This is a genomic window from Amycolatopsis silviterrae, from assembly GCF_042684085.1.
GTDB classification, from domain to species: domain Bacteria; phylum Actinomycetota; class Actinomycetes; order Mycobacteriales; family Pseudonocardiaceae; genus Amycolatopsis; species Amycolatopsis silviterrae.
Genome location: NZ_JBHUKS010000040.1, coordinates 44,615 through 67,169 on the forward strand (window position 1 = coordinate 44,615; position 22,555 = coordinate 67,169).

The window sequence follows — 22,555 nt, forward strand, 5'->3', positions numbered from 1 at the left end:
TCCTGCTCGAAGACACCCGGCCCGCGCTGGTCGTCACGCCGCAGTGGCTGTCCGAAGTGGACAGTGCCGCGTTCGTTCCGGTCGCGGTCCAGCCGGAGGATACCGCCTACGTGCTGTACACCTCCGGCTCGACCGGACGGCCGAAGGGAGTCGCGGTCGGCCACGCCGCGATCGTCAACCGTCTCCTGTGGATGGCCGAAGCGTACGGATTCGGCCCCGGCACCCGCACCCTGCAGAAAACCCCGGCCTCGTTCGACGTCTCGGTGTGGGAGCTGTTCCTCCCGCTGAGCACCGGCGGCACGCTGGTCGTCGCCGCTCCGGACGCGCACCGCGACCCGGCGCGGCTGGCCGCGATCATCCGGGAGCAGCGCGTGGACACGGTCCACTTCGTCCCGTCGATGCTGGCGGCGTTCCTGCCCGAAGCGGCCGGGCTCGGCCTCCGCACGGTCGTCTGCAGCGGCGAAGCTCTGCCCGCCGACCTGGCACTGAAGGCCCGGGAGGTGCTCGGCGTCGCCGTGCAGAACCTCTACGGCCCGACCGAAGCCGCGGTCGACGTCACCGCCTGGGACACCGCGGCCGAAGACGGCACCCGCCCTATCCCGATCGGCCGTCCGGTGTGGAACACGCAGACCTACGTGCTCGACGCCGCGCTGCGGCCGGTCGCCCCCGGCGTGCCAGGGGAGCTGTACCTCGCCGGAGCCCAGCTTGCCGACGGGTACCGGGGCCGTCCCGGGCTCACCGCGACCCGGTTCGTCGCGGGCCCGGACGGCACTCGGCTGTACCGCACCGGCGACCGCGCGAGCTGGCATCCTGACGGCACGCTCGCTTACCTCGGCCGCACCGACGACCAGGTCAAGCTGCGCGGCCAGCGCATCGAACCCGGCGAGATCGAGCACGCTCTCCGCGACATCACCGGCGTCGAGACCGCCGCGGTCGCGGTGCACGGTCCGGTGCTCGCCGGATACGTCACCGGCCCGGTCGACGGCGAAGCAGTCCGTGCCCGGCTGGCCGAGCGGCTGCCGGCGGCGATGGTGCCCACCGTGGTGCTGGTGCTCGCCGCGCTGCCCCTGACGCCCAGCGGAAAGCTCGACCGCAGGGCGCTTCCCGCCCCCGATCTGTCCACACAGGACAGCGGCGACGTTCCGGCGGGCCCAGTCGAGACGGCGATCGCAACCGAGTTCGCCGCCGTACTGGGCCTCGACACCGTGGGCGCCTCCGCGGACTTCTTCCGCCTCGGCGGCGACAGCATCTCGTCGCTGCAGCTGATCGCGCGGTTGCGGCGCGCGGGCTACCGGCTGAGCCCCCGCGAGATCTTCGAGCACCGCACTCCGGCCGCGCTGGCCGCGTTCGCCCGCCGGGACCGCGAAGCCGCCACGACGGGCACGCGCACCGGCGTGGTCCCGCTGCTGCCGGTCATGGAGTCCCTGCGCGACCTCGGCGGCGACCCTCGCCGGTTCAGCCAGTCGATGCTGCTGACCACCCCGCCGGATCTCACCGAGGCCCAGCTGGCCGAGAAGCTGACCGCCGTGCTGGCCGCGCACGACGCCCTGCGCGCCCAGCTCGAACCCGGCTGGGTCTACCGGATCCGGCCCGAAGGCAGCGTCACCGCGGCCGACGTCCTGCGGCGCGCCACCGGCGACGTCCGCGAGGAATTCGAGACCGCGCTCAGCGAGCTGGACCCCGAGGCCGGGATCATGCTGCGCGCGGTGTGGTTCGACCGCGGGCTCCTGCTGCTCGTCGCACACCACCTCGTCGTGGACGGCGTCTCCTGGCGCATCCTGATGGACGACTTCGCCGAGCCCCAGGTCGCGCCCGAGGAAACGTCGTTCCTTGACTGGGCCCGCGCGCTCCGCGAACGTGAGTGGAAAGCCGACTGGACAGGCGTCCTCGCCGGAACCGGTTCACTGGGCACGGAAACCCCGGCCGTGCACGCCAGGGAAACCGTCGAGGATTACGCCGTCGAGATCCCGGCGGACCTGACCGACAAGCTCCTGACGAGCATCCCCGCCGCTGCGCACGCCGGGGTCCAGGACGTCCTGCTGACTGGGCTGGCGCTCGCGGTGTCCCGCTGGCGGGCGGCCCGCGGCCTCCCGGACGACGGCTTGCTCCTCGACCTCGAAGGCCACGGCCGGGACGAGCACCTGGTGCCCGGCACCGACCTGTCCCGCACCGTCGGCTGGTTCACCACGGTCTATCCCGCCCGGATCGGCGGTGCCGACGGAGACGCGGTCACCTGGCTGAAAACCGTCAAGGAACAGCTCCGCGCCCTGCCCGAACCGCTGACCTTCCCGGGCCCGGCCGCCGGGCGCACCGTGCTGTTCAACTACCTCGGCCGCCTCGACGGCCCGGCCGCGACCGGATACTGGCGTCCCGCCCCGGAATCGGCCCAGCTCGACGCAAGCGCGGACCAGACCACCCCGGTCAGCCACCCGCTGGAGATCAACGCGGTCGCGGTGCGCCACGACGACGGCCTGCGGCTGCACGGCGACTTCGCCTACGTCCGCGACGTGTTCACCGCCGCCGACATCCGCGAACTCGCCGACGGCTGGCGCACCGCCCTGGCCGAACTCGCTGGCGCGGTCCGCGAGCCGTTCCGCACGCCGTCGGACTTCCCGCTGGTCGCGTTAGGACAGTCCGATGTGGACGAACTCGCGGACGCGGCCGACGTCCTGCCGCTTTCCCCGCTGCAGGAAGGGATCGCGTTCCAGGCGTCGTTCGACCGCGAGGACGTCTACTCGGTCTGCCACTCCTTCGACCTGACCGGGCCGCTGGACGCCGAGCGGATGCGCGCGGCCGGGCAGGCGCTGCTCGACCGGCACGCCAACCTCCGCGCCGCGTTCCGGCAGCTGCGGTCCGGCGCCACCGTGCAGGTGGTCCCGGCACGAGCGGAATTGCCGTGGGAGACCGTCGAAGACGAGACGGAGTTCGCGACCCGCCGCTTCGACCTGGCCGAGGCGCCCGCGCTCCGGATGGGGCTGCGGCGGCTCGGCGATAACCGGCACCGGCTGCTGCTGGCGCACCATCACGTCCTCGCCGACGGCTGGTCCGGCCCGCTGCTCGCCGAGGAGCTGTTCACGCTCTACGCGGGCCGCGAGCTGCCCCCAGTCCGGCCGTACGCGGAGTACCTGAAGTGGCTGGCGGCCCGCGACGAAGCCGCCGCAGAGCAGGCCTGGCGCACCGCGCTGGCCGACCTCGACGGCCCGACCGTGCTGCTCCCGGCCGGCCCCCGCGAGACCGTCCGGCCCGACCGCGCGAGCACCTCCCTCGGCGCCGACCGGTCGGCGAAGGTGACGGCGGCGGCCCGCGACCTCGGCGTCACCGTCAGCACCCTGCTCAACACCGCCTGGGCGCTGGTCCTCGGCCAGCTGACCGGGCGCACGGACGTCGTCTTCGGCGTCACCGTGCACGGCCGCCCCGCCGACCTGCCCGGTGCCGAGCGGATGATCGGCCTGTTCATCAACACCGTCCCGGTGCGGGTCCGGACCGCCGCCGCCGAGCCGTTCGCGACCCTGGTGCGGCGGGTGGACGAGGAGCAGGTCCGGCTGCTGGACCACCAGCACGCCGGTCTCGCGTCGATCCAGCGCTGGGCGGGCACTGGCGAGCTGTTCGACACTCTGGTGGTCTTCGAGAGCTACCCGGTGGACGACGCCCGTCTGGCCGGTGCGGAACACTCGGCCGGGCTGACCGTCGATGCCGTCGCCGGAACGGACGCGACGCACTACCCGCTGGCCTTGGTCGTCGAGCCGGGGGAGGAGCTGGTCCTCGGCCTGGACCACCGTCCCGGCGTGGTCGACGCCGACGCCGTCCTGGCCCGCCTCGCCGGTGTCCTGGACACGATCGCGGCCGACCCCGGCGTGCTCGTCGGCCGGATTCCCCTTGCCGCTGAGGAAGAACCGCCAGGCACCAAGGTCGTGCTGGAACCGGCGACCCTGCCGGAACTGTTCGCCGCCCAAGCCGCGGCGACCCCGGACGCGGTGGCCGTGGTCGGAGACGGACGCTCGCTGACCTACGCCGAATTCGACGACCTGGTCGGCCGGATCGCGGCGACCCTCGACGTCGGCCCCGGCGACCTCGTCGGCGTCAGCCTGCCCCGGTCGATCGAGCTGGTCGCAGTCCTGCACGCGATCCACCGCCGCGGTGCCGCGTACCTGCCGATCGACCCGGGCTACCCGGCCGCGCGCCGGGAGTACCTCGTCGAGGACGCCGCCCCGGCGTTGCTGATTACCGAACTCCCCGAGCTGAGCACCGAGCGGCAACCGCTGGTGCGGGTCCCGGACACCGCGCCCGCGTACGTGATCTACACGTCCGGGTCGACCGGCCGTCCCAAGGGTGTCGTCGTCGACCACCACGCGATCGTCAACCGGCTGCGGTGGATGGCCGCCGAATACGGCTTCGACGCGGGCACCCGGACCCTGCAGAAGACGCCGATCTCCTTCGACGTGTCGGTGTGGGAGCTGTTCCTGCCGCTGCTCACCGGCGGCACCCTGGTCGTCGCCCCGCCGGACGCGCATCAGGACCCGGCCCGGCTGGCCGAGGTGCTGCGGGCCGAACGGGTCGACACCGTCCACTTTGTCCCGTCGATGCTGCGGCCGTTCCTGGCCGAACCGTCGTCGGCGGGCCTGCCGCTGCGCCGGATCGTCTGCTCCGGCGAGGCGCTGCCGGGCGACCTGGTGCTCGCTGCGCGGGAATTGCTGCCCGGAACGAGCGTGCACAACCTGTACGGCCCGACCGAGGCCGCGGTGGACGTCACCTTCTGGGACACCGCGGGCGAGGACGGAACCAGGCCGGTGCCGCTCGGGCACCCGGTGTGGAACACCGGCGCGCACGTCCTCGACGCCGCGCTGCGGCCGGTCCCGCGAGGCTGCGCCGGCGAGCTGTACCTCTCCGGAACCCAGCTGGCCCACGGATACCTGCGCCGGCCGGGCCTGACCGCGACCCGGTTCGTCGCGGGCGCGGACGGCACCCGGCTCTACCGCACCGGGGACCTCGCCCGCCGCCGCGCAGACGGGGTGCTCGAATACCTCGGCCGCGGCGACGACCAGGTGAAGATCCGCGGCGTGCGGATCGAACCCGGCGAGGTCGCGGCGGCACTGGCGGCGCTGCCCGGAGTCACCGGGGCCGAGGTGGTCGCCGGAAGCGCGGGCCTCGTCGGCTACCTGACCGGCGAGCAGACGCCGGTGCGGGAAGCGCTGCGCGGCGTCCTGCCGGACCAGCTCGTGCCGTCGGCGTTCATGTGGCTGGACGCGTTCCCGGTGACCCCCAACGGAAAGCTGGACCGTGCCGCGCTGCCGGAACCCGACCGCCAGGCCGAAACCGGTTCGGCGGAACCGCGCACCGAAACCGAGCGCGTGCTCGCGGAGGCGGTGGCGGAAGTGCTGGGACTGGATCGGGTCGGGGTGTTCGACGACTTCTTCGCCCTCGGCGGGGACAGCATCCGCTCGCTGAACCTCGTCGGCCGGCTACGGCCGCACGGGCTGAAGATCACGCCCCGGCAGGTGTTCGAACTGCGTACGGCAGCCGCGCTGGCGGACGTCGCCGTCGCGGCCGAGGAGCAACCGGCGGCGGGGGAGCCGCTGATCGAACTGGACGAGGACGAGTTCGCCGAGTTCTCGGGTGATTGGAGTGTTTCGTGAGTGCCGCCCGGGGTGTCCAGGACGTGCTGCCGCTGTCGCCGTTGCAGGAGGGCCTGCTCTTCCTGTCCACATGGGACAGTGCGGCCACCGACGTCTACACCATCCAGCAGGTATTCGACCTGCGCGGGGCCCTTGACCCGGAGCGGATGCGCGCGGCGGCGGCCACCGTGCTCGAACGGCATCCGAACCTCCGTGCGGCTTTCCGGCCCCGCAAAAGCGGCGAGACCGTCCAGCTGATCCCGGAATCGGTCCCGGTGCCGTGGCAGGTCGACGATGCCACCGAAGCCGATCTCCCCGCGTTGCTGGACGCCGACCGGGCGCGGCGGTTCGACCTCGCGAAGCCGCCGCTGATCCGGTTCCGCCTGCTGCGGCTCGCGCCCGAGCACCACAAGCTGGTGATCACCGCGCACCACCTGCTGCTCGACGGCTGGTCCGGTCCGCTGCTGGGGGAGGAGCTGTTCACCGCCTACGGCCGCGAAAAGCTGCCGCCCGCGCCGAAATACCGGGACTACCTCGCCTGGCTCAGCAGGCAAGACCGCACGGCGGCCCGCACCGCCTGGCGCGAATCCCTGGCCGGGCTCGCCGACCCGACCCTGCTCGCGCCCGGAGCCACCCCGGCCGCGGAGTTCCCACGCGAGCTGGAGGTCCGGCTGTCCACAACGGACACTGAGCGGCTCGCGGAGTGGGCCCGCGAACAGCGAGTCACGCTCAACAGCGTCCTGCAGGCGGCGTGGGCGGTGGTGCTCGGCAAGCTCACCGGCCGCCGCGACGTCGTGTTCGGCGCCACCGTCTCCGGACGGCCCGCCGACCTGCCCGGCGTCGACCGGATGATCGGCCTGTTCATCAACACGCTCCCAGTCCGTGTCCGGATCGATCCGGCGGAGACGCTCGCGGACCTCGTCACCCGAGTGCAGACCGAACAGGCCGCGCTGCTGGACCACCAGTACCTCGGCCTCGCCGAGATCCAGCGCGAAACCGGGCACGGCGAACTGTTCGACACGCTCACCGTCTTCCAGAGCGCCCCGGCCGACGCCGAGGCTCTCCGCGCCGCCGACGAAGCTTCCGGGCTCGCGGTGCGGGCCGAGGAGACCCGCAGCGTCACGCACTACCCTTTGACCGCCGTCGCGCTGCCCGGCGACGAGTTCGCGATCGCTCTGGTCTACCGGGACGACCTCGTCAGCACCACGCTGGTCCGGCGGGCCGCCGCGCTGCTGTCCGGCCTGCTCGCAGCACCCGGGCACCGGATCGGCGCGGCCGAGCTGACCACCGCCGCCGAGCGGGAGCTGGTGCTGCGGAAGTTCAACGCGGCCACGCTGCCCCGGGCCGGCGAGTCCTTAGTGGACCTGTTCCTCCAGCAGGTGCGCGCGAGACCGGACGCGGTCGCCGTGGAGGACGGCGACACCGCGGTCACCTACGGCGAACTCCGCGAGCGGGCCGCCCGGCTCGCGGGCGTGCTCGGGCAGCGCGGAGCCGGGCCGGAGCAGATCGTCGGCGTGGCGATCAAACGCGGGCTCGGGTTCCTGACCGCGATGCTGGGCGTCCAGCTCGCGCGCGCGGCGTACCTGCCGCTGGACCCGGAGTACCCGGCCGACCGGCTCGCGTACATGCTCTCCGACGCCCGCCCGGCCCTGATCGTCGCCGATCCGTCCACTGTGGACACGATGGCGGCGCACGGCGTGCCGCTCGTCGTGCTGGACGCCGCGCTGCCCGAGCCGCCCGCCGAGCTTCCGCTGCCACACCCGGACAGCGCCGCGTACCTGATCTACACCTCGGGTTCGACCGGACGGCCGAAGGGCGTGCTCGTCCCGCACCGGGGCGTGCCGGACCTGGTGGCGATGTTCGCCGACTCCGTCCGCAGCGGCCCGGGCAGCCGGGTGCTGGGGTTCGCCTCACCGAGCTTCGACGTGTCGCTCGCCGAGCTGTCCACCCAGCTGCTGGTCGGTGCGACCGCAGTGGTCGTCCCGGAGGAGAGCCGGCTGGGCGAACCGCTCGCGGAGTTCGTTGCCGCGCAAGGCCTTACCCACCTGTTCGTGCCGCCCTCGGCGCTCACCACGCTCTCCGGCAGCGACCTGCCCGAGGGCGTCACGCTCATCGCGGGCACCGACGCGCTCACCCCGGAACTGGTCGCCCGCTGGAGCCGCGGCCGCCGGATGTTCAACGCCTACGGCCCGACCGAATGCACGGTCAACTCCACGCTCTGGCACTGCGCTGCCGGGCAGCGGGTGGTGATCGGCCCGCCCGATCCGAACAAGCAGGCGTACGTCCTCGACGCGGACCTGCGGCCGGTGCCGCCGGGCACCGCGGGCGCGCTGTACGTCGCCGGCGGCCTCGCGCGCGGCTACTTCGGCCTGCCCGCCCTGACGTCGGCCCGGTTCGTCGCCAATCCGTTCGGGGCTCCCGGCGACCGGATGTACCGCACCGGCGACCTCGTCCGCTGGACCGAAGACGGCGACCTCGACTTCCTCGGCCGCGTCGACCACCAGGTGAAGATCCGCGGCTTCCGCGTCGAACTCGGCGAGGTCGAGACGGCGCTGTGCGGTCAGCCAGGCGTCGCCGAAGCGGTCGCGGTCATCCGGGAGGACCAGCCCGGCGTCCGCCGCATGGTCGCCTACGTGACGGCCGAACCCGATGCGGTGCCGGGCGACTTGCGCGGCGCATTGGCGGCGCGGCTGCCGGATTACTCGGTGCCGTCCGCGGTCGTGGTGCTCGACCGGCTGCCGCTGACGGTGAACGCGAAGGTCGACCGCGGTGCCTTGGCCGCCAGCGCGGAGTTCGCGCCGGACCTGAGCGGGCTGACCGGTGCCGCCGCCCCGAGCACGCCGGAGGAAAAGGCGCTGGCCGACGCGTTCGCGGCAGTGCTCGGTCTTCCGTCGATCTCGGTGACGGACGACTTCTTCGGCTTCGGCGGCGACAGCATCCTGTCGCTGCAGGTGGTGAGCCGGGCGCGGCAGGCCGGGCTGCGGATCACGCCGCGCCAGGTGTTCGAGGCCCGGACCGTCGCGGCGCTCGCCGAACTGGCCGAGCCGGTGACCGCCGCCGGCCCGGCCGAGGTGCCCGCCGTCGGCGTCGCCGCGCAGACCCCGATGATCGCCGCGATGCTCGAACGCGGCGGCGTGCCCCGGCGGTTCAGCCAGTCCGCCATGGTGCGGACGCCGCGCGGGCTGACCGAGCCCGAGCTGAACCGGGTGCTGCGCGCGGTCCTGGACCGACACGGCGCGCTGCGGGCCACCCTCAGCACCACGCTGCGGATTCCACCGCCCGGCACGACGATCGCGGTCCGCCGCGTGACCGGCGAGCCGGACCAGGAACTGCTGCACCGCGAGGCGACCCGGGCCGAAGCCGAGCTGGATCCGGCGGCGGGCGTGATGGTCCGGGCGGTCTGGTTCGACCCCGGAGCCGCGCCAGGCAGGTTGCTGCTGGTGATCCACCACGCCGTGATCGACGGAGTGTCCTGGCGGATTCTCTTCGACGACCTCGCCACCGCTGCGGCTGGCCGCGAGCTGCCCGCGGTGCCGGTCTCGTTCCGCGCCTGGGCGGCGAGCCTGGCCCCGCGCATCGAACAGCTGCGGGCGGATTTGCCGTACTGGCGCGAAGTCCTGGGCACCACTGCCCCGGTGACCGGCACCGCCGGCGACGTCCGCGAAGTCCGCGAAGTCCGCGTGACGCTGCCGCGCGAAATCACCGACACCCTGCTCTCCGGCGTCCCGAAATCATTCCGCGCGGGCATCCAGGACGCCCTGCTCAGCACGCTGGCCACCGCGGTGACGCGGGTGCGGGGCACGGACTCCGTGCTGGTCGAAACCGAAGGCCACGGCCGCGACGAAGACCTCGACCTCTCGCGCACCGTCGGCTGGCTCACCACGGTGGCCCCGCTGCGGATCACCGCCGAGTCCGATCCCGTGCGCCAGCTCAAGCAGGCCAAGGACACCCGGCTCCGGCTTCCCGCCGGGTACGCGCTGCTGCGGTACCTCACCGGGGAGCTGAAGGGCCATCCCGAGGTGCTGTTCAACTACCTCGGCCGCTTCGACGGCGAAACTTCCGGCGAGGACTGGGGCCCGGCCGGGGGACTGGGCGGCGACCTCGATCCCGCCGCCCCGGCCTCGCACGCGCTCGAAGTCAACTGCTCGGTGACGCCCGCCGGACTGGAGGCGAGCCTGGCGTACCTGCCCGGGGTCCTGGACGCCGAGGCGATCGGCGCCGAGTGGATGACCGCCGCCGCCGAACTGGCCGAAAGGCTGACCTCGGGCGGCGTCGGCGGATTCTCCGCGGCCGATTTCCCCTTGCTGGACTTGACTCTCGACGAGGTCGAGGAGATCGGCGACGCCGCCGACGTCTGGCCGCTGTCGCCGTTGCAGGAAGGCATGCTCTTCCTCGCGTCGTTCGACGAGGACAGCCTCGACGTCTACGTCACCCAGCAAATGCTGGACCTGCGCGACGCCGACCCGGCCCGGTTGCGCACCGCCGCCGCGCGCCTGCTGGAACGGCACCCGAACCTCGGCGCCGGCTTCCGCTACCTCTCGTCCGGCCGCGCGGTGCAGGTCGTGCCGCGGTCGGTTCCGTTGAGCTGGCAGGAACTCACTGACACCGACGTCTCAGCGGAGGAACGGCTCCGGCCGTTCGCACTCGCCGAACCGCCGCTGATCCGCTTCACGCTGTTCGACACCGGCGACGGCCATCGGCTGCTGATCACCAGCCACCACATCGTGCTCGACGGCTGGTCCGCGCCGCTGCTCGGCCAGGAGCTGCTGGAGCTGTACCGCACCGGCGAACCGCCGAAAGCCCGGCCGTACCGCGATTACCTCGAATGGCTCGGCCGTCAGGACCGCGAGACCGGCCGTACGGCGTGGCGGGAAGCGCTGTCCGGCCTCGACGGGACGAGCCTGCTGGCACCGCCCGGGATCGGCCGCAGCCAGCGCCTGCCCGACAAGCTGACCGTCGGCCTGACCGAGGACCAGACGAACCGGCTCGCCGCGTGGGCCCGGGAGCACGGCGTCACCCTCAACACCGTCGTGCAGAGCGCGTGGGCGCTGCTGCTGGGCGGGCTGACCGGCCGCCGGGACGTCGTTTTCGGCGCGACCGTGTCCGGCCGCCCGGCCGATCTGCCCGGTGCCGACCGGATGATCGGCCTGTTCATCAACACCCTGCCGGTCCGCGTGCGGACGCACCCCGCCGAAACCCTCGGCGCGCTGCTCGCCCGCGTGCAGGGGGAACAGGCGGCGTTGCTGGACCACCAGTACCTCAGCCTCGCCGAAATCCAGCGCCAGGCCGGATCCGGCGAGCTGTTCGACACCCTGCTGATCTTCCAGAGCTACCCGGTGGACGCCGAGGCACTGGCCGAGAGCGAACGGCAGTCGGGCGTGCAGGTCACCGGCGTCCAGGGCGAGGACGCCACGCACTACCCGCTCACGATCGTCGCCGCGCCCGGCCCGCGCCTGGAGCTGATCCTCGAGTACCGCACCGACGTCTTCACCGCGGACCGGATCGGCGAGCTGGGACAGTCGCTAGTGGCGCTCCTGGCCGGAGTCCCGGAACAGCAGGACACCCCGGTCGGCCGGGTGGACCTGCTTCCGCACCGGCAGCGGGACCTGGTGCTGCACCGGTGGAACGAGACCGCCCTGCCGGTGCCGGAGTCCACTGTGGCCGATCTGTTCGCCGAGCAGGTCCGCCGCGGCCCGGACGCGATCGCGCTCGCCTGCGAGGACCGGACGCTGACCTACGGCGAGCTGGACGCGCGCGCCAACCGCCTCGCCCGGGCGCTGATCGCGCGGGGAGCCGGGCCGGAGCAGATCGTCGGAATCCGCTTGCGCCGCACGGAAAAGTTCTTCGTCGCCCTGCTCGCGGTTCTCAAGTCCGGTGCCGCCTACCTGCCGATCGATCCGGCCCAGCCGGAAGACCGGACGGCGGACATCCTCGCCGACGCGAGCCCGCTGTTCGTGCTGACCGAGGAGCTTCCCGACACCGCCGCGTTCGCCGACGACCCGGTCACCGACGCCGACCGCCGCGCGCCGTTGCGTCCGCAGCACCCGGTCCACCTGATCTACACGTCCGGTTCGACCGGGAAGCCGAAGGGCGTGCTCGTCCCGCACCGCGGCATCGTCAACCTGGCGCACAGCCACGACCGCGAAGTGTTCGTTCCGGCTAGGGAACGCACCGGGCGGGAGCGGCTGCGGGTCGGGCACAACTGGTCGTTCGCCTTCGACGCCTCCTGGCAGCCGACGCTCGGCCTGCTGCTCGGGCACGAGGTGCACGTCGTCACCGACGATGTGCGGGTCGACGCCGAAGCGCTGGCCCGGTTCCTGATCGAGCGGCGGATCGACTTCGTCGAGGTCACGCCATCGCACTTCGTGCAACTGGCGGCGGCGGGACTGGTCCGCGACGGGCAATGCCCGCTCGCCGTCGTCGGAGTCGGCGGGGAAGCGGTGCCACCGGGACTGTGGAGCGAACTGCGCAGCCTGCCCGGCACCGAGGCGTACAACTTCTACGGCCCCACCGAGTGCACTGTGGACAGTGTCGTCGCGCGGCTGAGGGACACCGAAGGACCGGTGATCGGCCGCGCGGTCGCCAACACCCGTCTCCGTGTGCTGGACGACGCGCTGCGCCCGGTCGCGCCCGGCGTCGTCGGCGAGCTGTACCTCAGCGGCGCCCAGCTGGCCCGCGGCTACCTCGGCGCGCCTGGCCTCACCGCGACCAGGTTCGTCGCCGATCCCTTCGAGGGCGGCCGGATGTACCGCACCGGCGACCTCGCCCGCTGGACCGAGGACGGCCGCCTCGACTTCCGCGGCCGTGCCGACGACCAGGTCAAGGTCCGCGGCCACCGCGTCGAACCAGGCGAGATCGAGGCCAAGCTGTCCGCGCACCCAGCGGTGTCGGACGCGGTCGTCGTGGTCCGCGACGACCGGCTGATCGGCTACGCGGTCGCCGACGAGTCCACAGTGGACGGGTCGGTGCTGCGCTCCGCCCTAGCCGAATCGCTGCCGGACTTCCTGGTGCCCGCGGCGGTGGTGCTGCTCGACGCCCTGCCAGTCACCCCGAACGGCAAGGTCGACCGGACCGCACTCGCCACCGCAGACTGGGCCGCCCCCGACCTCTGCGCGCTCAGCGGCGGAGTCGCACCGCGCACCCCGCGCGAGCACGTCCTGGCCGAGATCGTCGCCGAGGTGTTGGGCTTGCCGTCGGTGGGCGTCGAAGACGACTTCTTCGCACTGGGCGGCGACAGCATCCTGTCCATGCAGGTCGTCGGCCGGGTCCGCTCGGCCGGGCTGCGGATCACCCCGCGCGCAGTCTTCGAGCAGCGCAGCGTGGCGGCGCTCGCCGAGGTCGCCACCGATACCGACGGTGCCCGGCGTGCGGCGGTCCCGGCCGAGGGCAGCTTCCCGGCGACGCCGATCATGCTCGCCCAGCGCGAACGCGGCGGCCCGATCGGCAGGCTCAGCCAGTATTCGGTACTGCGCGTGCCCGCCGGAGTCGGGCTCGAACGGCTCGCCGAAGTCCTGGCCGCGCTGCGAGACCGGCACCCGATCCTGCGCGCCCGGCTCGGCGAGGACTGGACCGTGCACGTCGGCGCCGAGAACACACCGGTGCTGCGCCGCGTCGACCTCGGTGACCGCCCGGACCACGACCTGTTCACCACAGAGTTCCCGGAGTTCGAACGCACGGTGCGCGAACTGAACCCATTCACCGGGGACGTCGTGCGCGCGGTGTGGTTCGACGCGGGTGCCCGCCCCGGCCGGCTGCTGCTGATGATCCACCACCTGGTGGTCGACGCGGTGTCGTGGCGCGCGTTGTCCGAGGACCTCGCCGCGCTCGGCCGCGGGCTGGACCTGCCGCCGGTGGAGGTCCCGTTCCGCGAGTGGGCGCTGCGACTGTCCGAACTGGACCGGAGCGGCGAACTGCCGTACTGGCAAGGAATCTCCGGTAACGTCCCGCTGGCCGCCCGGCCGCTCGGGCCCGGCGACACGATCGCGCGGGGCCGCAACGACGTCGTGGCGCTTTCCGCCGAGACGACCCGGGCGCTGCTCGGCCCGGTGCCCGCCGCGCTCGGCTGCGGCGTCCAGGACGTCTTGCTGGCCGCGCTGGCTTCGGCGGTCGCGGAACACCGGGGCGGCGACGCACTGCTGGTCGACCTCGAAAGCCACGGCCGCGCGGAGGGGCTGCTCGGCGACGCCGACCTGTCCCGCACGGTGGGGTGGTTCACCTCGCTGTACCCGGTCCGCGTCGCGCTCGGCGACGATCTCGCCGCCACCGCCCGTCAGCTGTCCGAAGAACAAAAGACGTTGCCCGACAACGGGATCGGCTACGGACTGCTGCGCTACGGCGCGGGGGAGAAGCTCGCGTCGGCCGAGGTGCTGTTCAACTACATCGGCCAGAACGACACCGGCGAAGCGCGGGACGAGGACTGGCTCGTCGCGCCGGGGGACAACGTGATCGGCGGCGACGTCGACCCGGAAGCCCGCGCCACGCACGCGGTGTCGATCAACGTGTCGGTGGAGCGCGGGGTGCTGACCGCGCACTGGTCGTTCCTGCCCGAGCTGGTCCCGGCCGAGCTGATCTCCCGGATCACCGGGTCCTGGACGGCCAATCTTGACCGGTTGGTGACCCGTTCCGCGGAGAACCATGATTAGGATAGCCTGCCCTAACCAATCGAGTGCGGTGACAGAAAGGCAGGCGTCGTGAGGACGCAGTACCAGAAGTGGCGGACGACGGTCGCCGGGATTTCGGCGGCGGTGCTGGCGTTCGGCGCCGCCGCCTGCGGATCGACCAGCGAAAGCGCGGACACGGCGGGCGCCACGCGCGCCTTCGACACCCCGAGCGGGCAGGTGCAGATCCCGGTCGCGCCGAAATCCGTGGTGGCGCTGGACCAGTACACCTACTTCGGCCTGCTGGACGTCGGCGTGCACCCGAAGGCCACCGCGTCCGGCTACACCGACAGCTTCGCGGTCTTCCCGCCCTATGCGGACGAGTACGCCAAGGTCCCGAAGGTCGGCGGTTCGATGGAGATCGACATCGAGCAGGTGGGCGCGCAGGCCCCGGACCTCATCCTGGGCAACAAGTTCCTGTCCCTGGAAAAGCACAAGATCGAGGACTACCAGAAGCTCGCGCCGACGGCGATCCTCGGCGGCGCGCCCGGCGAACCCGGCGTGGCCTGGCCGCAGTGGGTCATCCAGGCGGCCGACGCGGTGGGCAAGAAGCCCGAGGCCGAGGCGCTGAAGAAGCGGTACGAGGAGCGCGCCGCGCAGATCAAGGCGACGTACGCGGACAAGCTTTCGAAGCTCAAGTTCGCGCTGATCAACGGCGGCGGCGGGAAGTGGTTCCTGAACCTCGACGAGTCGTGGGGCGGCACCATCCTCAAGGACCTCGGCGTCCAGTTCGCCCGGGGCGGCGTCACCGACCGGGCCAACAACACGCCGGAGTTCTCCATCGAGAACCTCGACAAGCTCAACGAGGCCGACGTGATCCTGTACCAGGCCGACTACCAGGGCAAGGCCGGACCGGACACGCAGCAGATCGTCGACCTGCCCGCGTTCAAGGGCCTGAAGGCGGTGAAGGCGGGCAAGGCGTTCCCGACCGGCAACTTCTACGCCCTGCACTACAAGGCCGCGATGGCGTTCCAGGACGAGATCGAGAAGATCCTCAAGGAGTACTGACCGGACACCGGGCCCGGCGGTCCACTGTGGACCGCCGGGCCTCGTCATGCGAGGGGGGAACCATGGTCAGCACCGCGCTCGCGCCAGCCCGGACCCGATGGCCGCGGGCGGGCCTCGCCGCCGTCCTGGTCCTCTCGGCCGTCGGATACGGCTGGGGGAGCTGGGATCTCGGCTTCGGCTACCCGTACTACAGCGCCGCCGTCGACTCGATGTCGCGCGACTGGACGGCTTTCGTCTTCGGCTCGGTCGACCCGCTCGGCGTGGTCACCGTCGACAAGCCGCCGATGGCGCTGTGGGTCCAAGTGCTGTGCACGCGCCTGCTGGGTTTCCACGGCTGGGTGCTGATCCTGCCCCAGGTGCTGGAAGGCGTCGCCGCCGTCGGGCTGCTGTACCTCGCCGTCCGCCGGTGGCAGGGGGAGCGGGTCGCGCTGCTGGCCGCGGCGATCCTCGCGGCGACCCCGGTCGTGGTCGCGGTCAATCGCGACAACATGCCCGACCCGCTGATGCTCCTGCTGCTCGTCGGCGCGGCCTGGGCGCTGACCCGCGCCCTCGACGGCGAGGAGCGGCGGTGGATGGCGCTGTCCGCGGCGCTGCTCGGATGCGCGTTCACCACGAAAATGGTGCAGGCGTGGCTGATCCTGCCCGCGATCGCGGTGGCCTACCTCGTCGGGTCGTCGTCCGGAGCACGCGCGAAGGCGTGGACTGCCGGGCTGTTCGCGCTGGTGCTGGCGGCGACCTCGTTCTGGTGGGTCGTGCTGGTCGACCTCTGGCCGTCGCCGAAGCCCTTCATCGGCAGCAGCGCCGACGGCACCGCGCGCGACCTCGTCTTCGGCTACAACGGCTTCGGCCGGATCTTCGGCCAGGACTTCGCCGCGGCGGCCAGCTACGCCGAAGACCACGGGAAGTCCTTCTACCAAAGCGATCCCGGCATCGGACGGCTGTTCGGGACGTCGCTGGGCGGACAGGCGTCCTGGCTGCTCCCGCTCGCGCTGGCGGCTGTCGGCACGGTGCTGGTGCTGGTCTGCGCCGGACGCCGCCCGCCGCGGAAGGAACTGGCCGGCTGGGTGCTCTGGGGCGGCTGGCTGCTGGTCTGCGCGGCGGTGTTCAGCTTCATGCGCGGGATCTGGCTGCTGTACTACACCGCGCAGCTCGCCCCGGCGATCGCCGCACTGTCCGCGGCCGCGTTCGCCGCGCTGTGGCGGCTCTACCGGGCGGGCGGACGCGGCTGGCCGCTGCTGCCGCTGACGGTCGCGGCCCTCGGCGCCTGGGCGTGGGTGCTGGTCCGGCGCGACCCCGCCTGGAACGGCTGGGTCGCCCCGGTCGTGGCCGGCGCGACGGTGCTTTCGGTCGCGCTGCTCGGCGTCGGCCGCACTGCTTCCCGCGCGCGCACGGCCGGGCTCGCGACCGGCTTGGCGGCCGTGCTGGCGGCCCCGCTGACCTGGTCGGCCGCGACGACGATCGGCTACTCGGCCGGCTTGCCGATGCTGCCCGCGGCGGGCCCAGTGACGCTACAGACGGACTACCTGGCCCCGGACGTCCGAGACGACTTCCGGCACCTGCTCGGCGGCTGGGGCGCCCGGGACTTCCGTGCGGTGGCTGGAAAACTCGACGAACCGTCGGCAGCCCTGCTGTCCTATGCGGAACGCGGGGCCGGCGCGGCGAAGGTGACTTTGGCGGTGGAAACGGCCGACGCGGCTGCGCCGTTTATCCTCGCGGCTCACCGGGGCATCGTCGGCATGGCCGGCTTCACCGGCCGCGACGCGGCACCGTCCCCGGAACGCCTCCGCGAGTGGATCGACCGCGGCGAGGTGGCCCACGTCCTGCTGCTCCCGGACCGCAGCCGGTACGAGTTCGTCCGCTCCCGGTGCCGGCCGGTGCCGCCGTCGGAGTCCGGTGCCTCCTCCGGCGTCGGCGACCTGTACCGCTGCGGTCCGTGAAGGGAACCCTGGGGGAACCAGAGTCAATGCCAGGAACTTAAGCTGCGTGGCACCGCGCCTGTCGACCGTCCACAAAGGACGTCAATACTGTCGAAATGCCCGATTGATGCCCGCGTGGCCAGGTGCGCGGGGCTGTGAGGGGAACCCTGGGGGAATCAGAGTCCCGCAGGGTTCCCCTCACGTCACGCGCCAGCCAGGTACTCCGCCGCCGCCCGCAAGCTCACGTAAGAGCCGCTGAACGTGTCGACCCGCTGCACATCCCCAGTTTCCGGCCCGGGATAACCGGTTTCGACCCGAATGTAGTCCACAGTGGACAGCTGGCCCAGGAATTCCCGCACCGCCGGATGCCGGTGCGCCTCCCGGGTCACTACCACGACACTCGCCGCCGACGAAGCCTCGGCCAGCACCGAAGCGGCGTCGCCGGGCGAGACCGATAGCGTCCGGCTGCCCGGGACCAGCTCCGTCAGGTGCGTCCCCAGCCCCCACGGCATCGGACCGGCCGCGATGCCCGGGTCGGTCTGCACGTCCACCACCAGCGGCGGCCCGGCGAGCTTCGGCGTGCCGGTGATCCGCAACGCCTTCCGCGCGGCGGACAGGCCGAGCGTGTAGTCCACCGGCCGCAGCTGCGCCGGGCTCGGAGAGGTGCCGAGCGCAGCAGTCCGCTCGGCGGCATCAGCCAGCCGCTCCAAGGAAAGCCGCCCATTGGCCACCGCCGCGACGATCGCCTCGGCGACCCGGTCCAGCGTCTCGGCATCGAACGCCGCGCCGCCGAGGCACAGCGCGTCCGCGCCGGCGAGGAGAGCCCGGACCGAAGCCTCGCCGAGACCGTCGTGCCGGCCGTAGGCCCCGGAGACAGCCCCCATCTCCAGTGCGTCGGTGATGACCGTCCCGGTGAAGCCCAGTTCGCCGCGCAGCACGTCGACCAGCGCGGTCCGGTTGAACGTCGCCGGTTCCTCGCCCCACTCCGGCACCACGAGGTGTCCCGACATGACCGTCCGGACGCCTCCCTGGATCGCCGCGCCGAACGGGACCAGTTCGACTTCCCGCAGTTCGGCCGCGGTCCGCGGCAGCACCGGCAGCGAGAAATGCGAATCCTCCGTCGCCGCACCGTGTCCGGGGAAGTGCTTCACGCACGCGGCGACGCCGTACTTCTGCATGCCGTCGACAAACGCCGTGACGTGCGCCGAAGCCGCGACCGGATCCGAGCCGAACGCCCGCACGCCGTTGCCCGGATCCTCCGCCGCGATGGCGAGATCCGCGCACGGCGCGAGGTTGACCGTGACCCCGCACGCCGCCAGCCGCTCGCCGAGCACGGCCGCGACCGACGAGGTCAGCCCGGGATCCCCGGCCGCGGCGAGCGCGAGCGGGCCGGGCATGAACGAGCCCTTGCCGACGTCCAGCCGCGTGACGTCGCCGCCTTCCTCGTCGATCCCGACGACCACGCCGTCCCGCGCGGACCGCAGCTCGGCGGTCAGCGCGGCGACCTGCTCGTCGTCGACCACGTTGCGGCCGAACAGGATCACGCCGCCCAGCCCCTCGGCGAGGCGGCGGCGCACCCAGTCCGGCGCGGTCGTGCCGGCGAATCCGGGCAGCAGCACGGCTTCGGCCAGCTTGCGGGGGTCAGCCACCATCATCCCTTCACCGCGCCGGCGGTCATGCCGGACACGAGTTTCCGTTGCACGATCAGGAAAAAGATCACCGCCGGGATCGCGTAGATCACCGACGCGGCCATGACGCCGCCCCAGTCGATCGAGAACGCCGTCTTGAACGACGACAGCCACACCGGCAGCGTCTGCTTCGACTGGTCCCGCATGAACACCAGCGCGAACAGGAATTCGTTCCACGCCGTGATGAAGCTGAACACCGAAGTGGTCACCAGGCCCGGCCCGAGCAGCGGCAGCGTGACCCGGCGGAACGCGCCGACCCGGCTGCAGCCGTCGATCATCGCGGCCTCTTCGAGGTCGTACGGGATGCCGTTGACGAACCCGTAGAGCATCCACACGGTGAACGGCAGCGACGTCGCGAAGTACACCAGAAGCAGCGACGGCAGCGTGTTCAGCAGCCCGATGTCGCGCATCAGCAGGTACATCGGGATGAACAGCGCCGAGAGCGGGGCCAGCTGCGCCACCAGGATCAGCAGCAGGAACCCCTTGCGGCCGCGGAAACGGAAGCGCGCCAGCGGGATCGCCGCGAGCACGCCCACGATCAGCGCGGCCACCACCGCGCCGAGCGTCACGATCAGGCTGTTGGACAGATACGTGACGAACCCGGGCTTGGTCAGCGCCGACGCGAAGTTCGACAGCGTCGCCGAAGTCGGGATCAGGTCGTACTTCGGCGACAGCACGTCGCCGGGCGTCTTCAGCGACGTGGTGAACATCCAGTACGTCGGGAAGAGGAACAGCAGCGCCACGAGGACGCCGGCGACCGACACCAGGATCCGGGCGGGCAGGGACTTCCTCATGCGATCTCCCCGTCCTTCGTCCGGACCAGCAGCTGCACGTACCGGCCGGTGACCAGCAGGAGCAGCACCAGCATGATGGTGGCGATGGCCGCGGCGGAGCCGAAGTGGCTGCCCGCGATGCCCTTGAGGTACTGCATGATCGCCAGCGTGGTGCTCGCGCCGTCCGGGCCGCCCTGGCGGATGGCCCACACCTGGGCGAACATGTTGAAGTCCCACAGCATCGACAGGAACGTCACCATGGTCAGGATCGGCCGGATCGCGGGCCAGCTGACCGCGCGGAACGTCTGCCACGGCCCGGCCCCGTCGATGCCCGCCGCCTCGTAGTGCTCGCGCGGCACGCCGATGAGGCCCGCGTAGAGCGTGAACGCGACGAACGGCACGGCCTGCCACAGCACCAGCAGCCCGATCACCACGAGCGTGCTCGTGCCGGTGGAGAACCACGAGTACCCGATGAACGAGTGGAAGCCCAGCCGGTCCAGCGTCTTGTTGAGGATGCCGTACTGCTGGTCGAAGATCCACTGGAACACCGTGGTGGTGGCGATGACCGGCACCGCCCAGGCCAGCACCAGGGAGATCTGCAGGAAGATCCGCAGCGCCGGGGGGAGATGGCGCATCAGCACCGCGATCAGCAGCGCCACGAGCAGGGTGCCGGCGACGAGCGCGCCGGTGAAGAGGATCGTGCGGAGCGCGACTGCCCAGAACTCGGGGTCGGACAGCACGTCGGTGTAGTTCTTGAAGCCGATCCACACCATCTTGCCGGTCACCAGCTCGCGCAGGTCGAGCTGGCGCAGGCTGATGCCGAGCATCTGAATAGTGGGCCAGCCGAGCAGCACCAGCACGGCGGCGAGCGCGGGAAGGAGCAGCAGATACGGCATGAGCCGCTCGCTGAACCATCCGGTGCCGCGCCGCCGCGCTGCCCCGACGTGCGCCGATGCCGGCGGGGTCGCCCCCGCCGGCATCGGCTTGTCCTTCGTCGCGGTCATCCGCCGATGATCTTGTCGAGGGCCGTGTTCGCGTCAGCCGCGGCCTGGTCCAGGGTCTTCTTCCCGGTCAGGTAAGCGGTCAGCATGTCCTTCAGCGGGTTCTGGCCGGACTCGACCTCGCCCCACTTCGGGCTGGCGGGCATCGCGTGCCCGTTCTTCGACGCCTTCGCCATCACCGAGCCCAGCGGGTCCTTGTCGAGCGCGCTGAGGTCGGTGGAGGTGCCCGGCACGTAGCCGCCCGCGGCCAGCTGCGTCATGTACTTGGTGCTGGTCAGCAGCTTCAGGTAGTCCTTCGCGAGGTCCTGGTGCTTGCTGTTGAGCGGGACGACCAGGTTCGAGCCGCCCAGGAACACCGGAGCGCCCTGGCCGGCGGTCTTCGACGGGATCGGGAACGCGCCGGTCTTGGCGGTGATGCCCGGGTCGGTCTTCGCCGCGGTCGCGACCTCGTTCGGGGTGCCGATGAACATGGCGACCTTGCCCGCGCCGTAGATGCCCGCCTGCTGCGGCGTGGCCTCGTCGTTGTCCTTCGGCGCGGTGGTGCCGGAGGCGTCCACGAGCTTCTTGTAGAACTCGACGCCCGCCTTGGCCTCCGGCGTGTTGAGCGACGACTTGAAGGACTTGCCCTCGCCCTTCGCGATGTCGCCGCCGTTGTCCCAGATGAACGAGGACAGCGCGTACCAGTTCTGGCCCGGCATGTAGAGCGGCTGGAACTGCGAGTCGCCGCCGAACTTCGTCTTCAGCTTCGCGATGTCTTCGAGCCACTCGTCGTTCGAGGCGGGCGGCTTCGTGATGCCGGCCTGCTCGAACATGTCCTTGCGGTACATGACGACGCGGTTGGCGGCGTAGAACGGCACGCCGACGGTCTTGCCCTCGTACTGCCCGGACGCCTTGAGCCCGGCCAGCCACTGCGCGCCGTTGAGGTTGTTCACGTCAGCGGTGAGGTCCTGCAGCACGCCCTGCGCGGCGAACGCGGGCGTCTGGGTGTTGCCGACCTCGATGACGTCCGGCGGCGTGTCGCTGGCCAGCGCGGTGGTCAGCTTCTGCTGGATGCCGTTCCACTGCTGGATCTGGTAGTCGACCTTGACGCCGGGGTGGGCGGCCTCGAATTCCTTGTGGAGGGCGGCGGTCAGGCTGTCCGGCGCGGAGCCGGTCATCAGCCAGACGGTCAGCTTGCCGTCCTGCGCGCCCCCAGCGCTCGAGGCGTTCTCACTCCCGCCGGAGCCGGCACACCCGGCCGTGGCGAGCGTGATGGCGGCGGCTCCCGCCGCCAGCTTGAGCCAGCGCTTCACGTGTCTCGTCCTTTCGGTGCCCGGTCGTCGGCGACCGGGGCTGAATGACAAATGGTGTAGACCAATGTCCTGCAGGGTGGTCCGGACCACAGCCGGTGTCAAGCCGGTTGCCAAGATGTTGCGAAGACGTCGGCCCGGTTGACGCTGCGTGTCCGGCCAGTTACCCGCTCCTGGGCGAAAAGTGCTGGTAGCGGGCGGTTTCCGCAGTGCGGGCAAGGGTTTCCGGCGCGGGGAAATTGTTCGTGAACGGCTCGCCGGGCCGGGCGTGGCGCGGGTCCCGGGCGGGTTTCAGGGGACCGACTTTCGGCCCTTGCGCGAGTGCGGGGCGACAGTCTCGCGGCGGCGGGGTGCGCGGGGCTGGGTGTCGTGAGCGGCGATGCCGGTTAGAACCGGGATTGCCGCTCACGACCCCTCGCTCCGCCCGGACCATCCGCGGCGACGCCCGGCCCGGCCAGCACTCACGAGACCAGTCACGACGCGGGACAGGCGTGCGGTTGCGAGGCGGCGCGGGGTGCCGTGGTGCGGCGGGAGGGTCGGAGGTCTGCTGCGGTCGCGACGCGAGACGTGCCTGCGGTTGCGGAGTGGCGGGTGCGGCGGGGAAGCCGGGT

The 22,555-nt window shown here is 72.0% G+C and carries 8 protein-coding genes (1 of these 8 only partly in view); 4 read left to right on the forward strand and 4 right to left on the reverse strand.

Annotation, left to right across the window (positions count from 1 at the left end; all coding sequences use genetic code 11):
• From ACFSVL_RS44880 to ACFSVL_RS44895, 4 genes are all read left to right on the forward strand, one after another.
• Positions 1–5,633: the final stretch of a non-ribosomal peptide synthetase gene (locus ACFSVL_RS44880; protein WP_378314018.1), read on the forward strand. Its footprint begins 7,537 nt before the window's first position; the window shows 5,633 of its 13,170 coding nt (coding positions 7,538–13,170); its start codon lies beyond the left edge, outside the window; the stop codon is at positions 5,631–5,633.
• Entirely contained in the window at positions 5,630–14,254 is an 8,625-nt protein-coding gene (locus ACFSVL_RS44885) for an amino acid adenylation domain-containing protein (RefSeq protein ID WP_378314020.1), read from the forward strand. Before ACFSVL_RS44880 ends, ACFSVL_RS44885 begins: the two co-directional genes overlap by 4 nt.
• A gap of 48 nt (positions 14,255–14,302) precedes the next feature.
• On the forward strand, positions 14,303–15,277 hold the full coding sequence (locus tag ACFSVL_RS44890; protein WP_378314022.1) for an ABC transporter substrate-binding protein: 975 nt from the start codon (positions 14,303–14,305) through the stop codon (positions 15,275–15,277).
• A 62-nt stretch (positions 15,278–15,339) separates the two neighbouring features.
• Positions 15,340–17,214 carry a glycosyltransferase family 39 protein gene (locus tag ACFSVL_RS44895; protein WP_378314024.1) on the forward strand — a complete coding sequence of 625 codons (1,875 nt, stop codon included), beginning with the start codon at positions 15,340–15,342 and terminating at the stop codon, positions 17,212–17,214.
• A 182-nt stretch (positions 17,215–17,396) separates the two neighbouring features.
• Here the strand turns inward: ACFSVL_RS44895 and ACFSVL_RS44900 are convergent, their stop codons facing one another.
• From ACFSVL_RS44900 to ACFSVL_RS44915, 4 genes are read right to left on the reverse strand one after another with little or no spacing between them, the layout of a single operon-like run.
• Positions 17,397–18,842: a glycoside hydrolase family 3 protein gene (locus ACFSVL_RS44900; RefSeq protein WP_449224410.1), complete on the reverse strand. Its 1,446-nt coding sequence runs from the start codon at positions 18,840–18,842 to the stop codon at positions 17,397–17,399.
• A gap of 2 nt (positions 18,843–18,844) precedes the next feature.
• Entirely contained in the window at positions 18,845–19,675 is an 831-nt protein-coding gene (locus tag ACFSVL_RS44905; RefSeq protein ID WP_378314028.1) for a carbohydrate ABC transporter permease, read from the reverse strand.
• Positions 19,672–20,658 carry a carbohydrate ABC transporter permease gene (locus ACFSVL_RS44910; RefSeq protein ID WP_378314030.1) on the reverse strand — a complete coding sequence of 329 codons (987 nt, stop codon included), beginning with the start codon at positions 20,656–20,658 and terminating at the stop codon, positions 19,672–19,674. The genes ACFSVL_RS44905 and ACFSVL_RS44910 overlap by 4 nt, the downstream gene beginning before the upstream one ends.
• A complete protein-coding gene (locus tag ACFSVL_RS44915) occupies positions 20,655–21,947 on the reverse strand; it encodes a sugar ABC transporter substrate-binding protein (protein WP_378314032.1) in 1,293 nt (430 codons plus the stop codon). Before ACFSVL_RS44915 ends, ACFSVL_RS44910 begins: the two co-directional genes overlap by 4 nt.
• Positions 21,948–22,555 lie beyond the last annotated feature (608 nt).